Raw genomic sequence first — 16,643 nt, forward strand, 5'->3', positions numbered from 1 at the left:
CCGTCTCTCTCCCGAGGTCGTGGCTGCTGATGCCCTCGAACATTACGCCTTCCATGCGCACTCCGACACCCGAACATCCGCACAGAAACGGACATATAGCTACAGAACGCACTTGCGACTCGCTCGGTGCAGCGGGTAGGGCTAGTAAGGACACACAGACCTACACGCCGGCTTCGGAGGCGCCGCACACCGCAGTGCACGTACTGGCTTCGGCAGCCATATGCCGAGAACGATGGAGGACACCCATGTCACCCCGGCTCGACGCATCGCCTACCCCGACCGCGACGTCGACACCCCCACCGGAACAACTGGATCATCCCATCGACCCCCTCGATCCCTTCGAGGGACTCCCGGAGATCCCCCCGTACGACGAGATCGCCCCGGTCGACGCGCGGGCCCTGTCCAAGACCCTCTTCGAGCGCCTGGAGTCGCTGGAGGAGGGGACGCACGAGCACGCGTACGTCCGCAACACCCTCGTCGAGCTCAACCTCGCGCTCGTCAAGTTCGCCGCCTCCCGCTTCCGCTCCCGCAGCGAACCGATGGAGGACATCATCCAGGTCGGCACCATCGGCCTGATCAAGGCGATCGACCGGTTCGAACTCTCGCGCGGCGTCGAGTTCCCCACCTTCGCGATGCCGACCATCATCGGCGAGATCAAGCGGTTCTTCCGTGACACCTCGTGGTCCGTGCGCGTTCCGCGCCGGCTCCAGGAGCTGCGGCTCGACCTGGCCAAGGCCGGCGACGAGCTGGCGCAGCAGCTGGACCGCGCCCCCACGGTCGCGGAACTGGCCGAGCGGCTCGGCATCTCCAAGGACGAGGTCGTCGAGGGCATGGCCGCCTCGAACGCCTACACCGCCTCCTCGCTGGACGCCCAGCCGGAGGAGGACGAGTCCGAGGGCGCGCTCGCGGACCGCATCGGGTACGAGGACCACGGCCTCGAGGGCATCGAGTACATCGAGTCGCTCAAGCCGCTGATCGCCGAACTCGCGCCCCGGGACCGCAAGATCCTCTCCCTGCGGTTCGTGGCGAACATGACGCAGTCGGAGATCGGCGAGGAACTCGGCATCTCCCAGATGCACGTGTCCCGGCTGCTGTCGCGCACGCTGGTACGGCTGCGCAAGGGGCTGACGCTGGAGGAGTGACCTCCGCCCGCGACCCCCCCGCACTGCGGTGAGCGGCCCGGCCGGAACGCCGGGCCGCTCCGCCGTCCCCGCCGCGCACTCCACCGATGTGCCGGGTGCCCGGCGGCCCAACCGTTATGCGGTTCCTCACAGAAACCTCTTTCCGCGACCGCCACCGTCCACCACTATGGGTCCCCAAACTGGCTGGTATGTCAGCGGCCTTCTCGGGACGGAGGGTGTTGCATGGCTGAGGGGGACCACGACGACGCGCCGGACGCACGGCTGACCGAACTGCTGCGCTCCCCCACGCCCACGGCCTACCCGGCGTTGCAGGAGCTGCGCCGCCGGCACCACCCGGCGGTCCTCGCCTACGCCCGGCTGTGCGCGGCGAGCGGGTCCGCGGCCCGCCGGCTGGCGGCGGAGACGTTCACCACGGCGGCCCGCGAGACGGCCCGGGGTGTCGAACCGCCCCTCCCCCTGCGCCACCGGCTGCTGCTGCTCACCGTGCGGCTGGCGGCCGACTGGGCGCGCGACGAACGCTCCGCCGGCGTCGACCCCGGCCTGCTGCTGGTGCTGACCACGGCCGGCCAGCCCGAGGGTCCGACCCCGCCCCTGCTCCCGGCCTTCCGGTCACTGCCGTCCCGCGCCCAGGGGCTGCTCTGGTACGGCGTCCTCGAAGCGGAGCCGGAGGAGCGCACGGCCGCCTTCCTCGGCCTCGGCCGGACGGACGTCTCCCACGACACCCCGCGGGCCCTCACCGCCCTGGCCCAGGCCTGTCTGCGGCACCGGCTGGCCGCCTCCGAGGACCCGCGCTGCGCGGACTTCCGGCGGCTGATCGAGGAGGCGGTACGGCCGGACGCCCCGCGCCGCAGCGCCGACCTGGACACCCACATGGCGCGCTGCCCGCACTGCACGGCCGCGTTCGAGGAGCTGCGGGCGCTGCGGGACGCGCCCCGGCAGACCCTGGCCGAGGGTCTGCTGCCGTGGCGCGGAACGGCGTACCTGCGCGGGGACGAGCGCCCCGCACCCGCCGCCGTGCCCGCGGCCGCCGGCACGGCGGGCCGGCCGCCCCGGGGCCGCGTCCTGCTGGGCTCGGCGGCCCTGGGCGTGGCGTTGACCCCGCTGCTGGTCTTCCTGTTCGGCACCGCGCACTCCACCGACCGCCGCCCGGCGGCGGCGACCCCCGCACCCTCCCCGGTGACGGTGACGGCGACGGTCTCGCTCCCCCCGTCACACCCCCCTTCCCCGTCCCCGTCCGCCACGTCCGGGCGCCCCTCCCCCTCCCCGGCGTCGCACCGCCCGACGTCGGCGCCGCCCCGCCGCGAGAGCCCGAGTCCGACGCCCCCGCCCGCCCCGCCGGGCGCCTCCTACGCCCAGGTGGTCAACCTCGCCACGGGCCGTTGCCTGGACATCCGCGACGGCGACCTGGCGAAGGGCACCGACGTCGTCACGGCCCCCTGCGACTCCTCCGCGACCCAGCGCTGGAGCGTCGACGCCTCCCTGGGCGTGCTCCGCTCGGCGGCCGACGACGACTTCTGCCTGGACAGCCGGGGCTCGGTCGACCGGGGCGTGGGCATCTGGGAGTGCGACTCGGTCCACGGCCGCAACGGCGAGAACCTCCGCTTCACCGTCGACCCCGACGGCACGATCCGCCCGGCCATCGCCATCGAGACGGCGGTGACCCCCGACGACGGCGACGGCGTGTCCCTGCGCGCCCTGTCCGACGGCCGTGAGCAGCGGTGGCGGGCGGGGGCGCGGTGAGCGTGCCCCGCGCTCACACCACCCGCACCCCGCGCCGCCACACGCCGCTGACCAGCGGTACGCCCGGGCGGTAGGCCAGGTGTACGTGGCTGGGGGCGTCCAGGAGGGTCAGGTCGGCGTAGGCGCCGGGGGTGAGCCGGCCGATGTCCGTGCGGCGCAGGGCCGCCGCGCCGCCCGCCGTGGCCGACCAGACCGCCTCGTCGGGTGTCATCCGCATGTCGCGGACGGCCAGGGCGATGCAGAAGGGGAGGGAGGAGGTGAAGGACGAGCCGGGGTTGCAGTCGGTGGAGAGGGCGACCGTCACGCCCGCGTCCAGCAGACGGCGGGCGTCCGGCCACTCGGCCCGGGTGGAGAACTCCGCGCCGGGGAGCAGGGTGGCGACCGTCGAGCCGTCGGCCAGGGCGTCCACGTCCGCGTCCGTGAGGTGGGTGCAGTGGTCGGCGCTGGCCGCGTCCAGTTCCACGGCGAGCTGGACGCCGGGGCCGTGGGAGAGCTGGTTGGCGTGGATGCGCGGGTGCAGGCCCCTGGCCTTGCCGGCCGTGAGGATCGCGCGGGCCTGGTCGCCGTCGAAGGCGCCCTTCTCGCAGAAGACGTCGATCCAGCGGGCGTGCGGAGCGCACGCGTCCAGCATCTCGCCGGTGACCAGGGCGACGTAGGCCGCCGGGTCGTCGGCGTAGTCCGGGGAGACGATGTGCGCGCCGAGGTACGTCACCTCGTCGGTGTGCCGCGCCGCGAGGCGCAGGGCGCGGGACTCGTCCTCGACGGTGAGGCCGTAGCCCGACTTGGTCTCGAAGGTGGTGGTGCCCTGGCGGAGGGCCTCTCCGAGGTAACGGGTGAGGTTCGCCTCCAGTTCCGCGTCGCTCGCGGCCCGGGTGGCCGCGACCGTGGTGCGGATGCCGCCGGCCGTGTAGGAGCGGCCGGACATGCGGGCGTTGAACTCCTGGGTCCGGTCGCCGGCGAAGACCAGGTGGGAGTGGGAGTCCACGAAGCCCGGCAGCACCGCCCGGCCGCCCGCGTCGACCCGGTTGTCAGTGGCGGGTGCTTTGCTGGATTCACCGGTCCACGCGATGCGGTCGCCGTCGATGACGACGGCCGCGTCCTGGAGCAGACCGAGGGGGGACCGGTCCCCCAGGGAGGGGTCGTTGGTGACCAGCGTGGCGATGTTGGTGATGACGGTGCTGCTGCTCATGGTGTCGTCCTCGTGGGGGTCGGCGTTGCTCAGCCGCGCAGGGCTTCGACGGCGGCGGCCAGCGCCTGCGGCACATGGGGTACGAGCGTGTGCACGCCGTCGCGTACGACGTGCCGGCCGCCCACGACCGTGTGCCGTACGTCCGCCGCGCCCGCCGCGAATACGGCCGTCTCGGCGCCCAGTCTGGGCAGTGTCCCGGCCGTCCTGACCGAGTCCAGCGCGATCGTCGTCAGGTCGGCGAGCGCGCCCGGCTCGATGGTGCCGGCGTCGTCCCAGCCGAGGGCGGCGTGGCCGTCGGCGGTGGCGGCCCGCAGCAGGGCGGCGGCCGTCCAGTGGCCCCGGGTGCGGCTGCGCAGCCGCTCGTTCAGTTCCATGGCGCGTGCCTCTTCGAGCAGGTCGATGACGGCGTGGCTGTCGGAGCCGAGCGAGAGCGGGGAGCCGGCCCGCTGGAGGGCGACGGCCGGGCCGATGCCGTCGGCCAGGTCCCGTTCGGTCGTCGGGCACATGCAGGTGCCGGTTCCCGAGTCGCCGAGCAGGGCGATGTCCTCGTCGGTGAGGTGGGTGTTGTGCACCCCGGTGGTGCGCGGCCCGAGGACGCCGTGGTCGGCGAGGAGCCGGGTGGGCGTGCGGCCGTGGGCGGCGAGGCAGGCGTCGTTCTCGGCGGTCTGCTCCGACAGGTGCACGTGCAGCGGGGCCCGCCGCTCCCCGGCCCAGCGTGCCACGGTCGCCAGCTGCCCGGCGGGCACGGCCCGTACGGAGTGGATCGCCGCTCCGATCCGCGCGTGGTCCCGTTCCTTGAGAACTGAACAGCGTTCGGCCCAGGCCTCCGCGCTGCCGTCGGAGAAGCGCAGCTGGTGGGCGGTGGGCGGCTCGCCGAAGCCGGCGGAGAGGTAGCAGGTGTCGAGGAGGGTGATGCGGACGCCGGCCTCGGCGGCGGCGGCGATCAGCGCCTCCCCCATGGCGTTGGGGTCGGCGTAGGCGGTGCCGCCGGGAGCGTGGTGCACGTAGTGGAACTCGCCGACGCAGGTGATGCCGGCGAGGGCCATCTCGGCGTACACCGCGCGGGCCAGGGCGTGGTAGGTCTCCGGCGTCAGACGGTCGGCGACGGAGTACATCACCTCGCGCCAGGTCCAGAAGGTCCCGGAGCCGACCTGGACGGTGCCGCGCAGCGCCCGGTGGAAGGCGTGGCTGTGGGCGTTGGCGAGCCCGGGCAGGGTGAGCCCGCGCAGCACCTCGGCGCCGGGCGGCGGAGTGGGCGTCCCGGTGCGGACGGCACCGATCCGGCCGTCCGTCACCTCCACCGTGACCCCCGGCTCGACATAGGTGCCGAGCCAGGCGTGCTCCAGCCAGTAGGTCCCCTTGGTCACCTGCGGACCAGTCCTTCCAGTACGTCGGCGAGTGCGCGCACCCCGGCCACGCAGTCGTCCTCGGCGGCGGACTCGGCCGGGGAGTGCGAGACACCGGTGGGGTTGCGCACGAACAGCATGGCGGTCGGGACGCTCCCGGAGAGGATTCCGGCGTCGTGTCCCGCACCGGTCCCGAGGACGGGCACCTTCAGGCCGGTGTCCTTGCCCAGGATGCGGCCGAGTTCGTCCCGCAGGGTGTGGTCGAACTCCACGACCGGGGTGAAGGACTCCCGGACGACGTCGAGGTCGATGCCGTGGGCGTCGGCGTACTCCCGGGCCGCCTTCTCGATGCCGCCCACCACCGTGTCCAGGGTGTCCTGGTCGGCGGCGCGGGAGTCGAGCCACCCGCGCACGAGGGACGGGATCGCGTTCACCCCGTTGGGTTCGACGGCGATCTTCCCGAACGTGGCGACGGCACCGGCGAGTTCGGCCTCGCGGCGGGCGGCGAGCACGGTCTCGGCGTACGACAGCATCGGGTCGCGGCGGTCCACGAGCCGGGTGGTGCCGGCGTGGTTGGCCTCGCCCCGGAAGTCGAACCGCCACCGCCCGTGCGGCCAGATGGCGCTGGCGATGCCGACCCGGTCGCCGGACAGGTCCAGCGCGCGGCCCTGTTCGACGTGCAGTTCCACGAAGGCGCCGATCCGGGCCAGCCGCCCGGGGTCGGGCCCGATGGCGTCGGGGTCGTAGCCGGCCGCCTCCATGGCCCGGGGCAGGCTGATCCCGTCCCCGTCGGTGAGCCGGTGGGCCTGCTCCACGGTGAGCTGTCCGGCGGTGAGGCGGGAGCCGACGCAGGCGAGCCCGAACCGGGCGCCCTCCTCGTCCCCGAAGTTGACGATGGCGAGTGGTTTGGCGAACTCCACGCCCCGGCCGCGCAGTTCGTCCAGGGCGGCGAAGGAGGACACGACCCCGAGGGGGCCGTCGAAGGCCCCGCCGTCCGGCACGGAGTCCAGGTGCGACCCGGTGACGACGGCGTCACCGGCGGCCGGGTCCCCCAGCCAGGCCCACTGGTTCCCGTTCCGGTCGACCTCGTAGGCGAGCCCGCGGTCCTCGGCCTGCTGCCGGAACCAGGCCCGGCACTCGGCGTCCGCCCCGGTCCAGGCGTAGCGCCGGTAGCCGCCGGAGCCGGCGTGCCGGCCGACGGGGAGCAGCTCGCGCCACATCTGCTGGAAGGACGTCCCGGGCCGGGGGCTGCCGTTCCGCCGGGCGGGAGGGTGGCCGTGCCCGGCCTCGCCGACCGTCACGCCTCGTCACCCTCACGCATGGGCACCCGGACCCCCCGCTCGGCCGCGACCGACTCCGCGCTGTCGTACCCGGCGTCCACGTGCCGGATGACGCCCATCCCGGGGTCGTTGGTGAGGACGCGCCGGATCTTCTCGCCGCCGAGCTTCGTGCCGTCGGCCACGGTGACCTGGCCGGCGTGGATGGACCGCCCCATGCCCACGCCGCCACCGTGGTGGATGGACACCCAGGAGGCGCCCGAGGCCACGTTGACCATCGCGTTCAGCAGCGGCCAGTCGGCGATCGCGTCGGACCCGTCGAGCATGGCCTCGGTCTCCCGGTACGGCGAGGCGACGGACCCGCAGTCGAGGTGGTCGCGGCCGATGGCCAGCGGCGCGGCCAGCTCACCGCTCGCGACCATGTCGTTGAACCGCTCGCCGGCCTTGTCGCGCTCGCCGTAGCCGAGCCAGCAGATGCGGGCGGGCAGGCCCTGGAAGTGGACACGCTCACCGGCCATCTTGATCCAGCGGGCGAGGGACTCGTTCTCGGGGAACAGCTCCAGGATCGCCTTGTCGGTCTTGGCGATGTCGGCCGGATCGCCGGACAGGGCCGCCCAGCGGAAGGGGCCCTTGCCCTCGCAGAACAGCGGGCGGATGTAGGCGGGGACGAAGCCGGGGAAGGCGAACGCCCGGTCGTAGCCGGCGAGCCGGGCCTCGCCGCGGATGGAGTTGCCGTAGTCGAAGACCTCGGCGCCGGCGTCCATGAAGCCGACCATGGCCTCCACGTGCCGCGCCATGGACTCACGGGCGCGGGTGGTGAAGCCGGCCGGGTCCTTGGCCGCCTCGGCGGCCATGTCCTCGAAGGCCACGCCCACCGGGAGGTACGACAGCGGGTCGTGGGCGGAGGTCTGGTCGGTGACGATGTCGACGGGGGCGTTCATCGCGAGGAGCTGCGGTACCAGTTCGGCAGCGTTGCCGAGGACGCCGATGGACAGCGGACGACGGGCGTCCCGCGCCTCGGTGGCCAGCTGGAGCGCGTGGTCGAGGGAGTCGGCCCTCACGTCCAGGTAGCGGTGCTCGATGCGGCGCTCGATGGCGCGCGGGTCGCAGTCGATGCAGATCGCGACGCCGTCGTTCATGGTGACGGCGAGCGGCTGTGCGCCGCCCATGCCGCCGAGGCCGGCGGTCAGGGTGATGGTGCCGGCCAGGGTGCCGCCGAACTTCTTGGCGGCGACGGCGGCGAAGGTCTCGTAGGTGCCCTGGAGGATGCCCTGGGTACCGATGTAGATCCAGGAGCCGGCGGTCATCTGGCCGTACATGGTCAGGCCGAGGGCCTCCAGGCGGCGGAACTCCTCCCAGTTGGCCCAGTCGCCGACCAGGTTGGAGTTGGCGATGAGGACGCGCGGGGCCCACTCGTGGGTCTGCATCACGCCGACCGGCCGGCCGGACTGGACCAGCATGGTCTCGTCCTGCTTGAGGGTCCTCAGGGTGCGGACCATGGCATCGAAGGAGCGCCAGTCGCGGGCGGCCTTGCCGGTGCCGCCGTAGACGACGAGCTTGTCGGGGTGCTCGGCGACCTCGGGGTCGAGGTTGTTCTGCAGCATGCGCAGGGCGGCTTCCTGCTGCCATCCCAGGGCGCTCAGTTCCGTGCCGCGCGGTGCTCGTACGGGGCGGGGTCCCGACATCGTCTGCCTCCTCCTGTGCCTACGTCTATTCACATCCTGTAGGTCTGAATAGAGCTAGTCAATACATCGGGACGGCCCCGTCCGCGCGCGGCGGGTGTTTGGCTGGAAGCACCGGTAGCCGGGAGTAGGACGGAGGAGCCGTGGCGGAGATCGAGACGGTCGGGGACGTCGGGAGCGAGGCGCGGGGGCGGGCGGCCCGCCGGGACCGGGCCGTGCGGGCCGCCGTCGAGCGGGGACTGCTGGGCCCGGACGCGGCCGTGGTGGGCCTGCTGGACGTCGTCGGCATCCGGGAGTCGGCGGCGGCGCTGCGGGCGGCGTTCGACGCGGTCGTACCGCCCGGCACACCCGTGCTGCACGCCTTCGCCGTGAAGGCGACCCCGCTGGTGCCCGTGGTGCGGCTGCTGCGCGAGGCGGGCATCGGCGCGGAGGTGGCGAGCCCCGGCGAGCTGGCGCTGGCCCGCGCCGCCGGGGTGCCGCCCGACCGGACGGTGCTGGACTCGCCGGCCAAGACCCCGGCCGAGCTGCGCGAGGCGCTGGCCCTGGGCATCGCCGTGAACGCGGACAACGCGCAGGAGCTGGACCGGCTCGACGCCCTCGTGCGCGCCACGCCCACCCGGTCCCCGCTCGGGCTCCGGGTCAACCCGCAGATCGGCGGCGGCACCATCGGGGCGACCTCCACGGCGACGCGGACCTCGAAGTTCGGGGTGGCGCTCAGGGACGAGGGGGCGCGCGACTGGGTCGTCCGGGCGTACGCGGAGCGGCCGTGGCTGACCCGGCTGCACGCGCACACCGGCTCGCAGGGCATCCCGCTGCCGCTGCTGGCGCAGGGCGCGGCGGAGGTCTACGCGCTCGCGGAGGAGATCAACGCGGTCGCCGGGCGGCGGCAGGTCGACACGATCGACATCGGCGGCGGGCTGCCGGTGAACCTCGCGTCGGAGGAGACGACGCCGTCGTACGCCGCGTACGCGCGGCTGCTGGCCGAGCGGGTGCCGGGGCTGTTCGACGGGCGGTACGGGCTGGTGACCGAGTTCGGGCGGTCGCTGCTGGCCAAGTACGGGACGGTGGTGGCCCGGGTGGAGTACGCCAAGAGCGCGGGCGGCCGGCGGATCGCGGTGACGCACGCGGGCGTGCAGGTGGCGACGCGGACGGTGTACGTGCCGGGGGCGTGGCCGCTGCGGATCGCCGCGTACGACGCCGGGGGGCATCCGAAGGCGGGGCCGGAGGTGGTGCAGGACGTGGCCGGGCCTGCCTGCTTCTCGGGCGACCTGCTCGCCGAGGGGCGCGCGCTGCCGCTGCTGGAGCAGGGCGACTACGCGGCGGCGCTGGACACGGGCGCGTACTACTTCGCCCACCACTACGCGTACAACTCCCTCGCCCGGCCGGGCGTCTACGGCTACGCGCCGGACGGCGAGGGGGGCGTCGCCTTCGCTACGGTACGGGAACCGCAGACCGTCGCGGAGGTGGTGGCGGAGTCGGGAGGGGCGCACGCGTCCGCGCTGACCGGCCTCCCGGGCGCCAACGGCGCACACCCCTCGCCCTGGTGATCAACTCCCGCGCGGCACAGGTCAGTTGACCCACACTAGTACGCCCGCCGCATGTTCCAACGGAAAATGCCAAAGGCCTCACCTGTCGCACACACGTTGCGTAGTGTCGGCGTCACTCAACCGGAGTCCCAGGCGGGAGGGGAGCCACGGTGCCCGGAATCGACGAGTGCTTGCTGGAAGCGATGCGGTTGCCCGGTGCCCGGGGAGCCGCGCTGGTGGACTGGACGAGCGGACTGGCCCTCGGCACGGTCGGGGAGGCGCCCGGCGGTGACCACGAGACGACCGCCGCCGAGGCCGCCGAACTCGCCCGGATGGCCGCCGAGCACGGCACCTTCGCGGCGGGCGGCGACGGCCTGCCACCCGTGGAGGACGTGATCATCAGCAACGGGGACAGCTACCACCTGCTGCGCTTCGTGGACACGTCCTTCGACAGCAGCGTGTTCCTGCACCTCTGGCTCGGCCGCGAGGAGGGCAACCTCGCGCTCGCCCGGATCCGGCTCGGTGAGATGGCCGCCCGGCTGGTGCTGGGATGACCGTGGTCAGCACCCCGCAGCCGCCCCTCCCGGTCCGGGACAAGGGGGCCGGGCGCGCCCTGTCCCCGATGCTCACCCGGCTCGCCGAGGAGCGGGCCACCGGCGTCCTGGTCCGCGAGCACGGCGTCCTGCACCTCGCCGAGGGCCGGGTGGTGCACGCCGAGAGCCCCCTCGCCCCCGGTCTCGACGTGCTCCTCACGGCCCACGGCACCCTCGCGGCCACCGCCTGGCAGCAGGCGGCGGCACGGACCACGGGCCCCCTGCACGCGGCCGAACTCCTGCTGCGCTCGGGGGTGCTGCCCACCGGCGCGCTGGAGCTGTGCCACCTGGACGCGGTGTACGACGCCGGGTACTTCACGCTGGCGCCCAGCAGCACGCCGGGACGGTTCCGGTACGACTCCGCGCCCCGGCTCGGCCCGCTGCCCTCGGTGCCGGTGGTCGCGCTGGAACGCGAGACGCTGCGCCGCCGGCTGCTGCTGCACCGGCTGTGGCCCGACCCGGCCGCCGACACCGCCCCGCTGATCCGCGCGGACCCGGCCACCGGCCGCACCCCGGCGGACCCGGCCCGCCCGGCGGGGCCCGTCACGCCGGTGACACCCCGGCAGCGGGCCGTGCTGGACCGCGTGGACGGGGTTCGCACGGCCGCCGACATCGCCCGGAACCTGGGCCGGCAGGCGTTCCACACGCTGGTCGACGTGCGCCGGCTGACGGCGGCCGGGCAGATCGCACCCGCGCCCACGGCACCCGCCCCGCCACCACCGCCGCCCTACCAGGTCACCACCGACCCCGACATCGCGCTGCTGAAGAGGCTCAGGGATGCGCTGGAGGCGCTTTGAACGGCACCGCCCCGCCGAGAGGAGAGACCTGATGGTGGCCGAAGAGGACCTGCGGACCGTCCTGGAGGAGCTGCTGCGGCTGCGCACCCGGGTACCGCAGCTCACCGGCGCCCTGGCGGCCGGCGTCGACGGTCTCGTCGTCGCCCACGACACCCCCGGGGTCGACCCGGAAGGCCTGGCCGCGCTCACCGCCGCCGCGCTCGGCGTCGCCGTGCGGGTCACCGACGCCACCGGGCACGGCGGCTTCCGGGAACTGCTGGTGCGCGGCGAGCGCGGCTACGTCGCCACCTACGCGGCCGGCCGTACCGCCGTCCTGACCCTGCTCGCGCAGGACCGGGTCAACGTCGGCCGGCTGCACCTGGAGGGGCGCCGGGCCGGCGCCCGCATCGGGGCGCTGCTGGACGCCGCCGAGGCCGTACGCCCGCTCCCGAGGACCAGCCCCGCACGGACCCGCACTCCCCGCGCGCCCCGCACCACGGCCGCCGAGGCGCGCACCGCAACCGACAGCTGAAAGGACCACCATGGCCAACACCGAGACCGCGCTGAAGGAAGCCCTCACCTCCATAGAGGGAGCGACCGGTGTCGCGCTCGTCGACTACACCAGCGGAATGGCGCTGGGCACGATGGGCGGCAGCAAGGACTTCGACCTGAACGTGGCCGCCGCCGGCAACACGGACGTCATCCGCGCCAAGATGCGCACGATGGAGATGCTCGGCCTCAAAGCCGGCATCGAGGACATCCTGATCACCCTGTCCGACCAGTACCACCTGATCCGCCTGCTCAGCAGTCGCGGCGGCAACGGGCTGTTCCTGTACCTGGTCCTCGACTCCAGCCGGGCCAACCTGGCGATGGCCCGGCACCAGCTGAAACGGATCGAGGAGGAGCTGGAGGTCTGACGAGGGCTCAGACCAGTGCGGCGGTACGGCGGCGGGCCCCGCCCGGGGCCGCGTCGCCGGCCGCGACACCCGTACCGCGCAGGCCCTTGACGGCCTTGCCCGCGGGGCGCCCGCCGCGCCGGTCCAGCCAGTCGACGCGCACCCACAGCAGCGTCTCCCGGGTCCGCTCGAGCCGGCCGAGCCACGCGGCCTTCAGCCGCAGCCCGGTGCCGAGCCCGGCCAGCAGCATGCCGCCGGCCGCGGGCACGGCGAAGGCGGAACCGAGCGCGACCGCCCAGCCCAACAGCAGCCACCAGCGGTGGCCCCGGCGCCAGACGCGCACGGTCACCGCCCGGTCCTGCAGCACGTCGTACTTGCCCGCACGGGCCGCCCCGCGGGCGAGGGCGGCGTACCGGCCCCGCCGGACGAGTGCCACGACGGCCGCGCCGATCAGGAACAGCGCGGTCCCGGCCAGCACGCCGATCCGCCGCCCGGTCACCCCCTCCGGCACGACCCCGATCCCCGCGGCGACCACTCCCAGCCACCACAGCGGTGCGGCCCCGGCCCGTACGACGACGGCCACCCGAGCCAGTCCCAGTCCTCCGCGCGCCACGTCAGCCTCCCGTGTCACGTGTCCACAGCGCATGTGTCCCGCAGGAAGCTAACAGCAGAACGTGAGACGAATCTGAGAGCGGCGCGGCCCGGTCATTCCACGAACAGGCCCTGGGCCGCCGCCTTCGCGTCGAACTCCTCCAGACGGGCCTGGGCGTCCGGCAGGTCGTCGCAGAGCGCCTCCAGCAGCACCCGGCCGAGCAGCATCGGGGCGCACGCGGTGTCGAAGGCGAGCCCGGTGCCGACGGCGGCGGGCAGCAGCAGGTCGGAGTGCTTGGCGACGGGCGCGAACGCGGAGTCGGCGACGGTGACCACGGTCAGGCCGGCTTTCTTGGCGTAGGCGAGAGTGTCCACGACCTCGCGCGGGTGCCGGGGCAGCGCGAAGCACAGCAGGGCGGTGGCGCCCGCGCGGACGGCGGCGTCGATGCGGTCGTGGATCATCGTGCCGCCCTCGTGGAGCAGCCGGACGTCCGGGTGCACCTTGGCGGCGAAGTAGGCGAAGCCGTACGCCTGGGAGGCGGCCGCGCGCAGTCCGAGCACCGGCAGCGGGCGGGAGGCGGCGAGGATCCGGCCGGCGCGCTGCACCGGGCGGGGGTCGGCGAGCGCTTCGGCGAGGTGCCTCAGGTTCTCGATCTCGGCCTCGACGGCCTGCTGGTACTCGTTGTAGGCCGAGACCTCGGCGGCGGGTTCGGCCGGGACGACCTCGCGCAGGTGCTTGCGCAGGGCCGGATAGCCGTCGAAGCCGAGGGCGACCGCGAACCGGGTCACCGACGGCTGGCTGACCCCGGCCAGTTCGGCCAGTTCCACGCTGGACAGGAAGGGCACGTCGGCGGCCCGGCGCACCATGCTGTGCGCGATGCGGCGCTGGGTCGGCGTGAGCCGGTGGCCCTCGAAGAGCGCCTGCAATCGGTTGGCAGGGCTGTCGGTCCCGCTCATCACGTACTCCCCCTCCGGATTCCTCGACGCCCCGGGAGAGTACAGCGCCTGGGCGTCGGCGAACACGGGTCTGCCATTCAGACAGCGATTCACTGCATACCGTTATACAGCCCCGCGTCCGCCGCCGCCGTACGCGCCGGTCGCCCGCCGGGACGCGCTGGTGGCGGTGGGCAGCCCGAACCCGGACCGGGGGCTAACCCCAGTGCCGTCCAGCCGGCCGCTCCTTAGGCTGACCGGCATGAGCACACTCGATCCCCGGGACGCCGGCCTCCGGGCGGACCCGAACCTCCGGAAGGACCTGGACGCGACCGTGCGCGCCCGCCGGGAACTGGGCGACGACTACGACTCCGCGCTGGTGGAATCCTTCCTGGAGAAGGTGGAGCAGCGGATCGACGACGCGGTGGACCGGCGGGTGCGGCGGCAGCTGGCCGAGCGGCAGATGGCGACGGCCCGCGAGTCCCGGCGGCCCAGACCGGCCGACTCCTGGGGCGAGCGCTACGGTTTCGCCCTGATCTCGCTGGTCCTGGCCATCCCGTTGTCCGCCATCGCGGGTGCGATGGCCGGCCTGTCCGGGACGGTGGTCACCTGGCTGGGCATCGTCGGCGTCAACGCGGTCCAGGCCGTACGGCTCAACCCGGACCTCCTCCCCGGCCGACCCGACCCCACCGGCCCGACGCGGAACGACTGACCGAGCCGGGGCGACGGCCCTGGGGGACGGGTGACCGACGCGGGCCCCTCGACGCCGGCCGACCGCCCGGCAGGGCGGCCCTCGGCGCCGGGCGAACGACCCGCACCACACCGCCGCCCACCGGAGGCTCCTCGGCGCCGGATGGTCGCCCGGCGGCGGCGTTACGCCTGGCGGGTCGGCAGGACCATGATCTGGCGCAGGTTGACGTGCCGGGGGCGGCTGGTGGCGTAGGCGACGACGTCGGCGACCTCCGCCGCGGAGAGTCCCCCGATCGCCCCGAACAGCTCGTCCAGCTGCCCCGACAGCTCCGCGCTGCCGACGTGCGACGCCAGTTCGGTCTCCGTCAGTCCCGGCTCGATGTTGGTGACGCGGACGTCGCGCGGGCCCAGTTCGCCGCGCAGGCTCTGCGACAGGTAGGTGACGGCCGCCTTGGTCGCCCCGTACACCGCGTAGTTCGGGAAGGTCACGTGCGCGCCGATGGAGGAGATGTTCACCAGGTCGGCGGTGCGCCCCTCGGCCGCGGCGGCGAGCAGGTCGGCGGTGAAGGCGCGGATGATCCGCAGCACGCCGGTGACGTTCGTGTCCAGCATCCGCTGCCACTCGTCCAGCCGGCCCTCCTCGACGGGGTTCGGCAGCATGACACCGGCGTTGTTGACGACGAGGTCGACGGCGCCGAACGCCTCGTGGACCCGGTCCCGGGCGGCGGCCACGGACGCGTCGTCGGTGACGTCGGCGGCCACCGCGAGGGCCCGGCCGCCCTGCGCCCGGATCTTCTCCACCAGCGCCTCCAGCCGGTCCGCGCGCCGGGCGAGCAGCGCCACCGCGGCCCCCTCGGCGGCCAGGTGCAGGGCGACGGCCTCGCCGATGCCGCTGGCGGCTCCGGTGACCACGGCGGTGCGGCCGGACAGGTTCTCGTACGACATGGGTGCTCCCTCGTGGATCGCCGGCCGGGGCTGCTCCCCGGCGGCGGGCACCACTCTCGTCGCGTCCGGCGGTCCCAACCAGGGATGCGCTTTTCCTGGGTCTGCCAGTACCAGGAACGGAGGCCGCCTCTCCCCTACGATCGGGACATGGACGGGGACTGGACCGAAGCAGAGGTGGGCGACTTCCTGCGCTCGCGCCGCGCCCGCATCAGGCCGGAGGACGTCGGGCTGCCCGCGCACGGGCGGCGCCGGGTGCCGGGTCTGCGCCGCGAGGAGGTGGCCCAGCTCGCGGGTGTGAGCGTCGACTACTACATCCGGCTGGAGCAGGGCCGGGGCACCAGCGTCAGCGACGCCGTGCTGGACGCGGTCGCGCGGGTGCTGCGCCTGGACGAGACGGAGCACGCGTATCTGCGCACGGTGGCGCGCCCCCACCGGCAGCGGCGGAAGCCGGCCGGTGCGCCCCGCGTGCGGCCCGGCGTGCAGATCCTCCTCGACGGCATGGAACGCAGCCCGGCGTTCGTGCTGGGCCGCCGCATGGACGTGCTCGCCTGGAACGCGCTCGGCGACGCGGTGGGCGGCTTCAGCCGTCTGGCACCGGCCGAACGGAACGTCCCGCGGCTGGTCTTCCTCGACCCGGCCTCCCGGGAGCTGTACCCGGAGTGGGCGGCGGTGGCCGCGCAGACGGTGGCCCAGCTGCGGCTGCTGGCGGGCCGGTACGCCGACGACCCCGGGCTGTGTGCGCTGGTCGGCGAACTGACCCTGAAGAGCGGTGACTTCCGCCGGCTGTGGACCGACCACGAGGTCCGCGAGTGCGCGTTCGGCGTGAAGAAGGTGCGGCACCCGGTCGCGGGTCTGCTGACCCTGCCGTACGAGACGCTGACGGTCCCGGCGGACCCGGAGCAGACGATCGTGGTGTACACCCCCGAGCCGGGCTCGGAGACGGCGGAGCGCCTGGCCGTGCTGGGGAGTTGGAACGCGACGACGGCCGCGGCCGGCGAGTGAGGAATCACGACGGCCGGCGACCACGTCCGCGAGAGCGGCGCCGGTTCGGGCGCGAAGAGTTGCGCGGGGACCGCCGCACCCCCGTTTCCGGGGGGCGGGACGACGGCGGTCCCCGCGAGGGACGCGGGCCGGGTCAGGGCCGGGCCTACGCGTCCGTGGCGTCCATGGAGGTCCGGGAGCCGCTCCGGAGGTTCCTTGGCGCCGTTCGGCGCCGGCCTGGGCGGGGAGCCGCTCCCACCCCTGCCGACACCGCCTACTCTGCCGGACCCGTGTTAAGCGGGTGCTGCGCGCACATGACGCCCTCGTACCACTTCC

16 protein-coding genes are annotated in these 16,643 nt (G+C 74.2%); 9 read left to right on the top strand and 7 right to left on the bottom strand.

The features are described from left to right. Positions 1-245 precede the first annotated feature (245 nt). The gene (locus AB0946_RS11330; RefSeq protein ID WP_366760331.1) at positions 246-1,142 is read left to right on the top strand and encodes an RNA polymerase sigma factor SigF; all 897 of its coding nucleotides are present in this window, start codon (positions 246-248) and stop codon (positions 1,140-1,142) included. Positions 1,143-1,364: 222 nt separating this feature from the next. Next, positions 1,365-2,882 carry an RICIN domain-containing protein gene (locus AB0946_RS11335; RefSeq protein WP_366760332.1) on the top strand — a complete coding sequence of 506 codons (1,518 nt, stop codon included), beginning with the start codon at positions 1,365-1,367 and terminating at the stop codon, positions 2,880-2,882. A 13-nt stretch (positions 2,883-2,895) separates the two neighbouring features. On the opposite strand, the gene hutI is transcribed toward AB0946_RS11335, so the two are convergent. The 4 genes from hutI to hutU form a co-directional block, all read right to left on the bottom strand. Next, the gene (hutI, locus tag AB0946_RS11340) at positions 2,896-4,071 is read right to left on the bottom strand and encodes an imidazolonepropionase (protein WP_366760333.1); all 1,176 of its coding nucleotides are present in this window, start codon (positions 4,069-4,071) and stop codon (positions 2,896-2,898) included. Positions 4,072-4,100: 29 nt separating this feature from the next. Further along, the gene (locus tag AB0946_RS11345) at positions 4,101-5,438 is read right to left on the bottom strand and encodes a formimidoylglutamate deiminase (RefSeq protein WP_366760334.1); all 1,338 of its coding nucleotides are present in this window, start codon (positions 5,436-5,438) and stop codon (positions 4,101-4,103) included. Further along, positions 5,435-6,637 carry an allantoate amidohydrolase gene (locus tag AB0946_RS11350; protein WP_366760691.1) on the bottom strand — a complete coding sequence of 401 codons (1,203 nt, stop codon included), beginning with the start codon at positions 6,635-6,637 and terminating at the stop codon, positions 5,435-5,437. The genes AB0946_RS11345 and AB0946_RS11350 overlap by 4 nt, the downstream gene beginning before the upstream one ends. A gap of 77 nt (positions 6,638-6,714) precedes the next feature. Then, the gene (gene hutU, locus AB0946_RS11355) at positions 6,715-8,379 is read right to left on the bottom strand and encodes a urocanate hydratase (protein ID WP_366760335.1); all 1,665 of its coding nucleotides are present in this window, start codon (positions 8,377-8,379) and stop codon (positions 6,715-6,717) included. A gap of 140 nt (positions 8,380-8,519) precedes the next feature. Here hutU and AB0946_RS11360 point away from each other — a divergent pair, with 140 nt between their 5' ends. From AB0946_RS11360 to AB0946_RS11380, 5 genes are all read left to right on the top strand, one after another. Beyond that, the gene (locus AB0946_RS11360) at positions 8,520-9,923 is read left to right on the top strand and encodes a diaminopimelate decarboxylase (RefSeq protein ID WP_366760336.1); all 1,404 of its coding nucleotides are present in this window, start codon (positions 8,520-8,522) and stop codon (positions 9,921-9,923) included. A 149-nt stretch (positions 9,924-10,072) separates the two neighbouring features. Continuing rightward, positions 10,073-10,456 (top strand): hypothetical protein, encoded by a 384-nt coding sequence (locus AB0946_RS11365; RefSeq protein WP_366760337.1) that lies wholly within the window; start codon positions 10,073-10,075, stop codon positions 10,454-10,456. Next, positions 10,453-11,292: a transcriptional regulator gene (locus AB0946_RS11370; protein WP_366760338.1), complete on the top strand. Its 840-nt coding sequence runs from the start codon at positions 10,453-10,455 to the stop codon at positions 11,290-11,292. Before AB0946_RS11365 ends, AB0946_RS11370 begins: the two co-directional genes overlap by 4 nt. 31 nt (positions 11,293-11,323) lie before the next feature. Next, positions 11,324-11,803 carry a roadblock/LC7 domain-containing protein gene (locus AB0946_RS11375; RefSeq protein ID WP_366760339.1) on the top strand — a complete coding sequence of 160 codons (480 nt, stop codon included), beginning with the start codon at positions 11,324-11,326 and terminating at the stop codon, positions 11,801-11,803. Between the two features lie 10 nt (positions 11,804-11,813). After that, positions 11,814-12,188 (top strand): hypothetical protein, encoded by a 375-nt coding sequence (locus AB0946_RS11380; protein ID WP_366760340.1) that lies wholly within the window; start codon positions 11,814-11,816, stop codon positions 12,186-12,188. Positions 12,189-12,195: 7 nt separating this feature from the next. Here the strand turns inward: AB0946_RS11380 and AB0946_RS11385 are convergent, their stop codons facing one another. Beyond that, entirely contained in the window at positions 12,196-12,780 is a 585-nt protein-coding gene (locus AB0946_RS11385; RefSeq protein WP_366760341.1) for a hypothetical protein, read from the bottom strand. Between the two features lie 92 nt (positions 12,781-12,872). Beyond that, positions 12,873-13,715, bottom strand: a complete 843-nt coding sequence (locus AB0946_RS11390) for a MurR/RpiR family transcriptional regulator (RefSeq protein ID WP_366760342.1) — start codon at positions 13,713-13,715, stop codon at positions 12,873-12,875. Positions 13,716-13,953: 238 nt separating this feature from the next. On the opposite strand from AB0946_RS11390, the gene AB0946_RS11395 reads away from it, so the two are divergent. After that, positions 13,954-14,403, top strand: a complete 450-nt coding sequence (locus AB0946_RS11395; protein WP_366760343.1) for a hypothetical protein — start codon at positions 13,954-13,956, stop codon at positions 14,401-14,403. A gap of 161 nt (positions 14,404-14,564) precedes the next feature. Here the strand turns inward: AB0946_RS11395 and AB0946_RS11400 are convergent, their stop codons facing one another. After that, the gene (locus AB0946_RS11400; RefSeq protein WP_366760344.1) at positions 14,565-15,326 is read right to left on the bottom strand and encodes an SDR family oxidoreductase; all 762 of its coding nucleotides are present in this window, start codon (positions 15,324-15,326) and stop codon (positions 14,565-14,567) included. Positions 15,327-15,473: 147 nt separating this feature from the next. Here AB0946_RS11400 and AB0946_RS11405 point away from each other — a divergent pair, with 147 nt between their 5' ends. Then, positions 15,474-16,328: a helix-turn-helix transcriptional regulator gene (locus AB0946_RS11405; protein WP_366760345.1), complete on the top strand. Its 855-nt coding sequence runs from the start codon at positions 15,474-15,476 to the stop codon at positions 16,326-16,328. Positions 16,329-16,643 lie beyond the last annotated feature (315 nt).

The sequence above is a fragment of the Streptomyces sp. NPDC046870 genome (genome assembly GCF_040704595.1).
Lineage (GTDB): Bacteria > Actinomycetota > Actinomycetes > Streptomycetales > Streptomycetaceae > Streptomyces > Streptomyces argyrophylli.

What these genes read in the sequence shown, in the direction of transcription:
- AB0946_RS11330 (WP_366760331.1), top strand. Translation starts at nt 246, where the DNA reads ATGTCACCCCGGCTCGACGCATCGCCTACCCCGACCGCGACGTCGACA.
- AB0946_RS11335 (WP_366760332.1), top strand. Translation starts at nt 1,365, where the DNA reads ATGGCTGAGGGGGACCACGACGACGCGCCGGACGCACGGCTGACCGAA.
- hutI (WP_366760333.1), bottom strand. Translation starts at nt 4,071, where the DNA reads ATGAGCAGCAGCACCGTCATCACCAACATCGCCACGCTGGTCACCAAC.
- AB0946_RS11350 (WP_366760691.1), bottom strand. Translation starts at nt 6,637, where the DNA reads ATGTGGCGCGAGCTGCTCCCCGTCGGCCGGCACGCCGGCTCCGGCGGC.
- hutU (WP_366760335.1), bottom strand. Translation starts at nt 8,379, where the DNA reads ATGTCGGGACCCCGCCCCGTACGAGCACCGCGCGGCACGGAACTGAGC.
- AB0946_RS11370 (WP_366760338.1), top strand. Translation starts at nt 10,453, where the DNA reads ATGACCGTGGTCAGCACCCCGCAGCCGCCCCTCCCGGTCCGGGACAAG.
- AB0946_RS11375 (WP_366760339.1), top strand. Translation starts at nt 11,324, where the DNA reads ATGGTGGCCGAAGAGGACCTGCGGACCGTCCTGGAGGAGCTGCTGCGG.
- AB0946_RS11380 (WP_366760340.1), top strand. Translation starts at nt 11,814, where the DNA reads ATGGCCAACACCGAGACCGCGCTGAAGGAAGCCCTCACCTCCATAGAG.
- AB0946_RS11390 (WP_366760342.1), bottom strand. Translation starts at nt 13,715, where the DNA reads ATGAGCGGGACCGACAGCCCTGCCAACCGATTGCAGGCGCTCTTCGAG.
- AB0946_RS11395 (WP_366760343.1), top strand. Translation starts at nt 13,954, where the DNA reads ATGAGCACACTCGATCCCCGGGACGCCGGCCTCCGGGCGGACCCGAAC.
- AB0946_RS11400 (WP_366760344.1), bottom strand. Translation starts at nt 15,326, where the DNA reads ATGTCGTACGAGAACCTGTCCGGCCGCACCGCCGTGGTCACCGGAGCC.
- AB0946_RS11405 (WP_366760345.1), top strand. Translation starts at nt 15,474, where the DNA reads ATGGACGGGGACTGGACCGAAGCAGAGGTGGGCGACTTCCTGCGCTCG.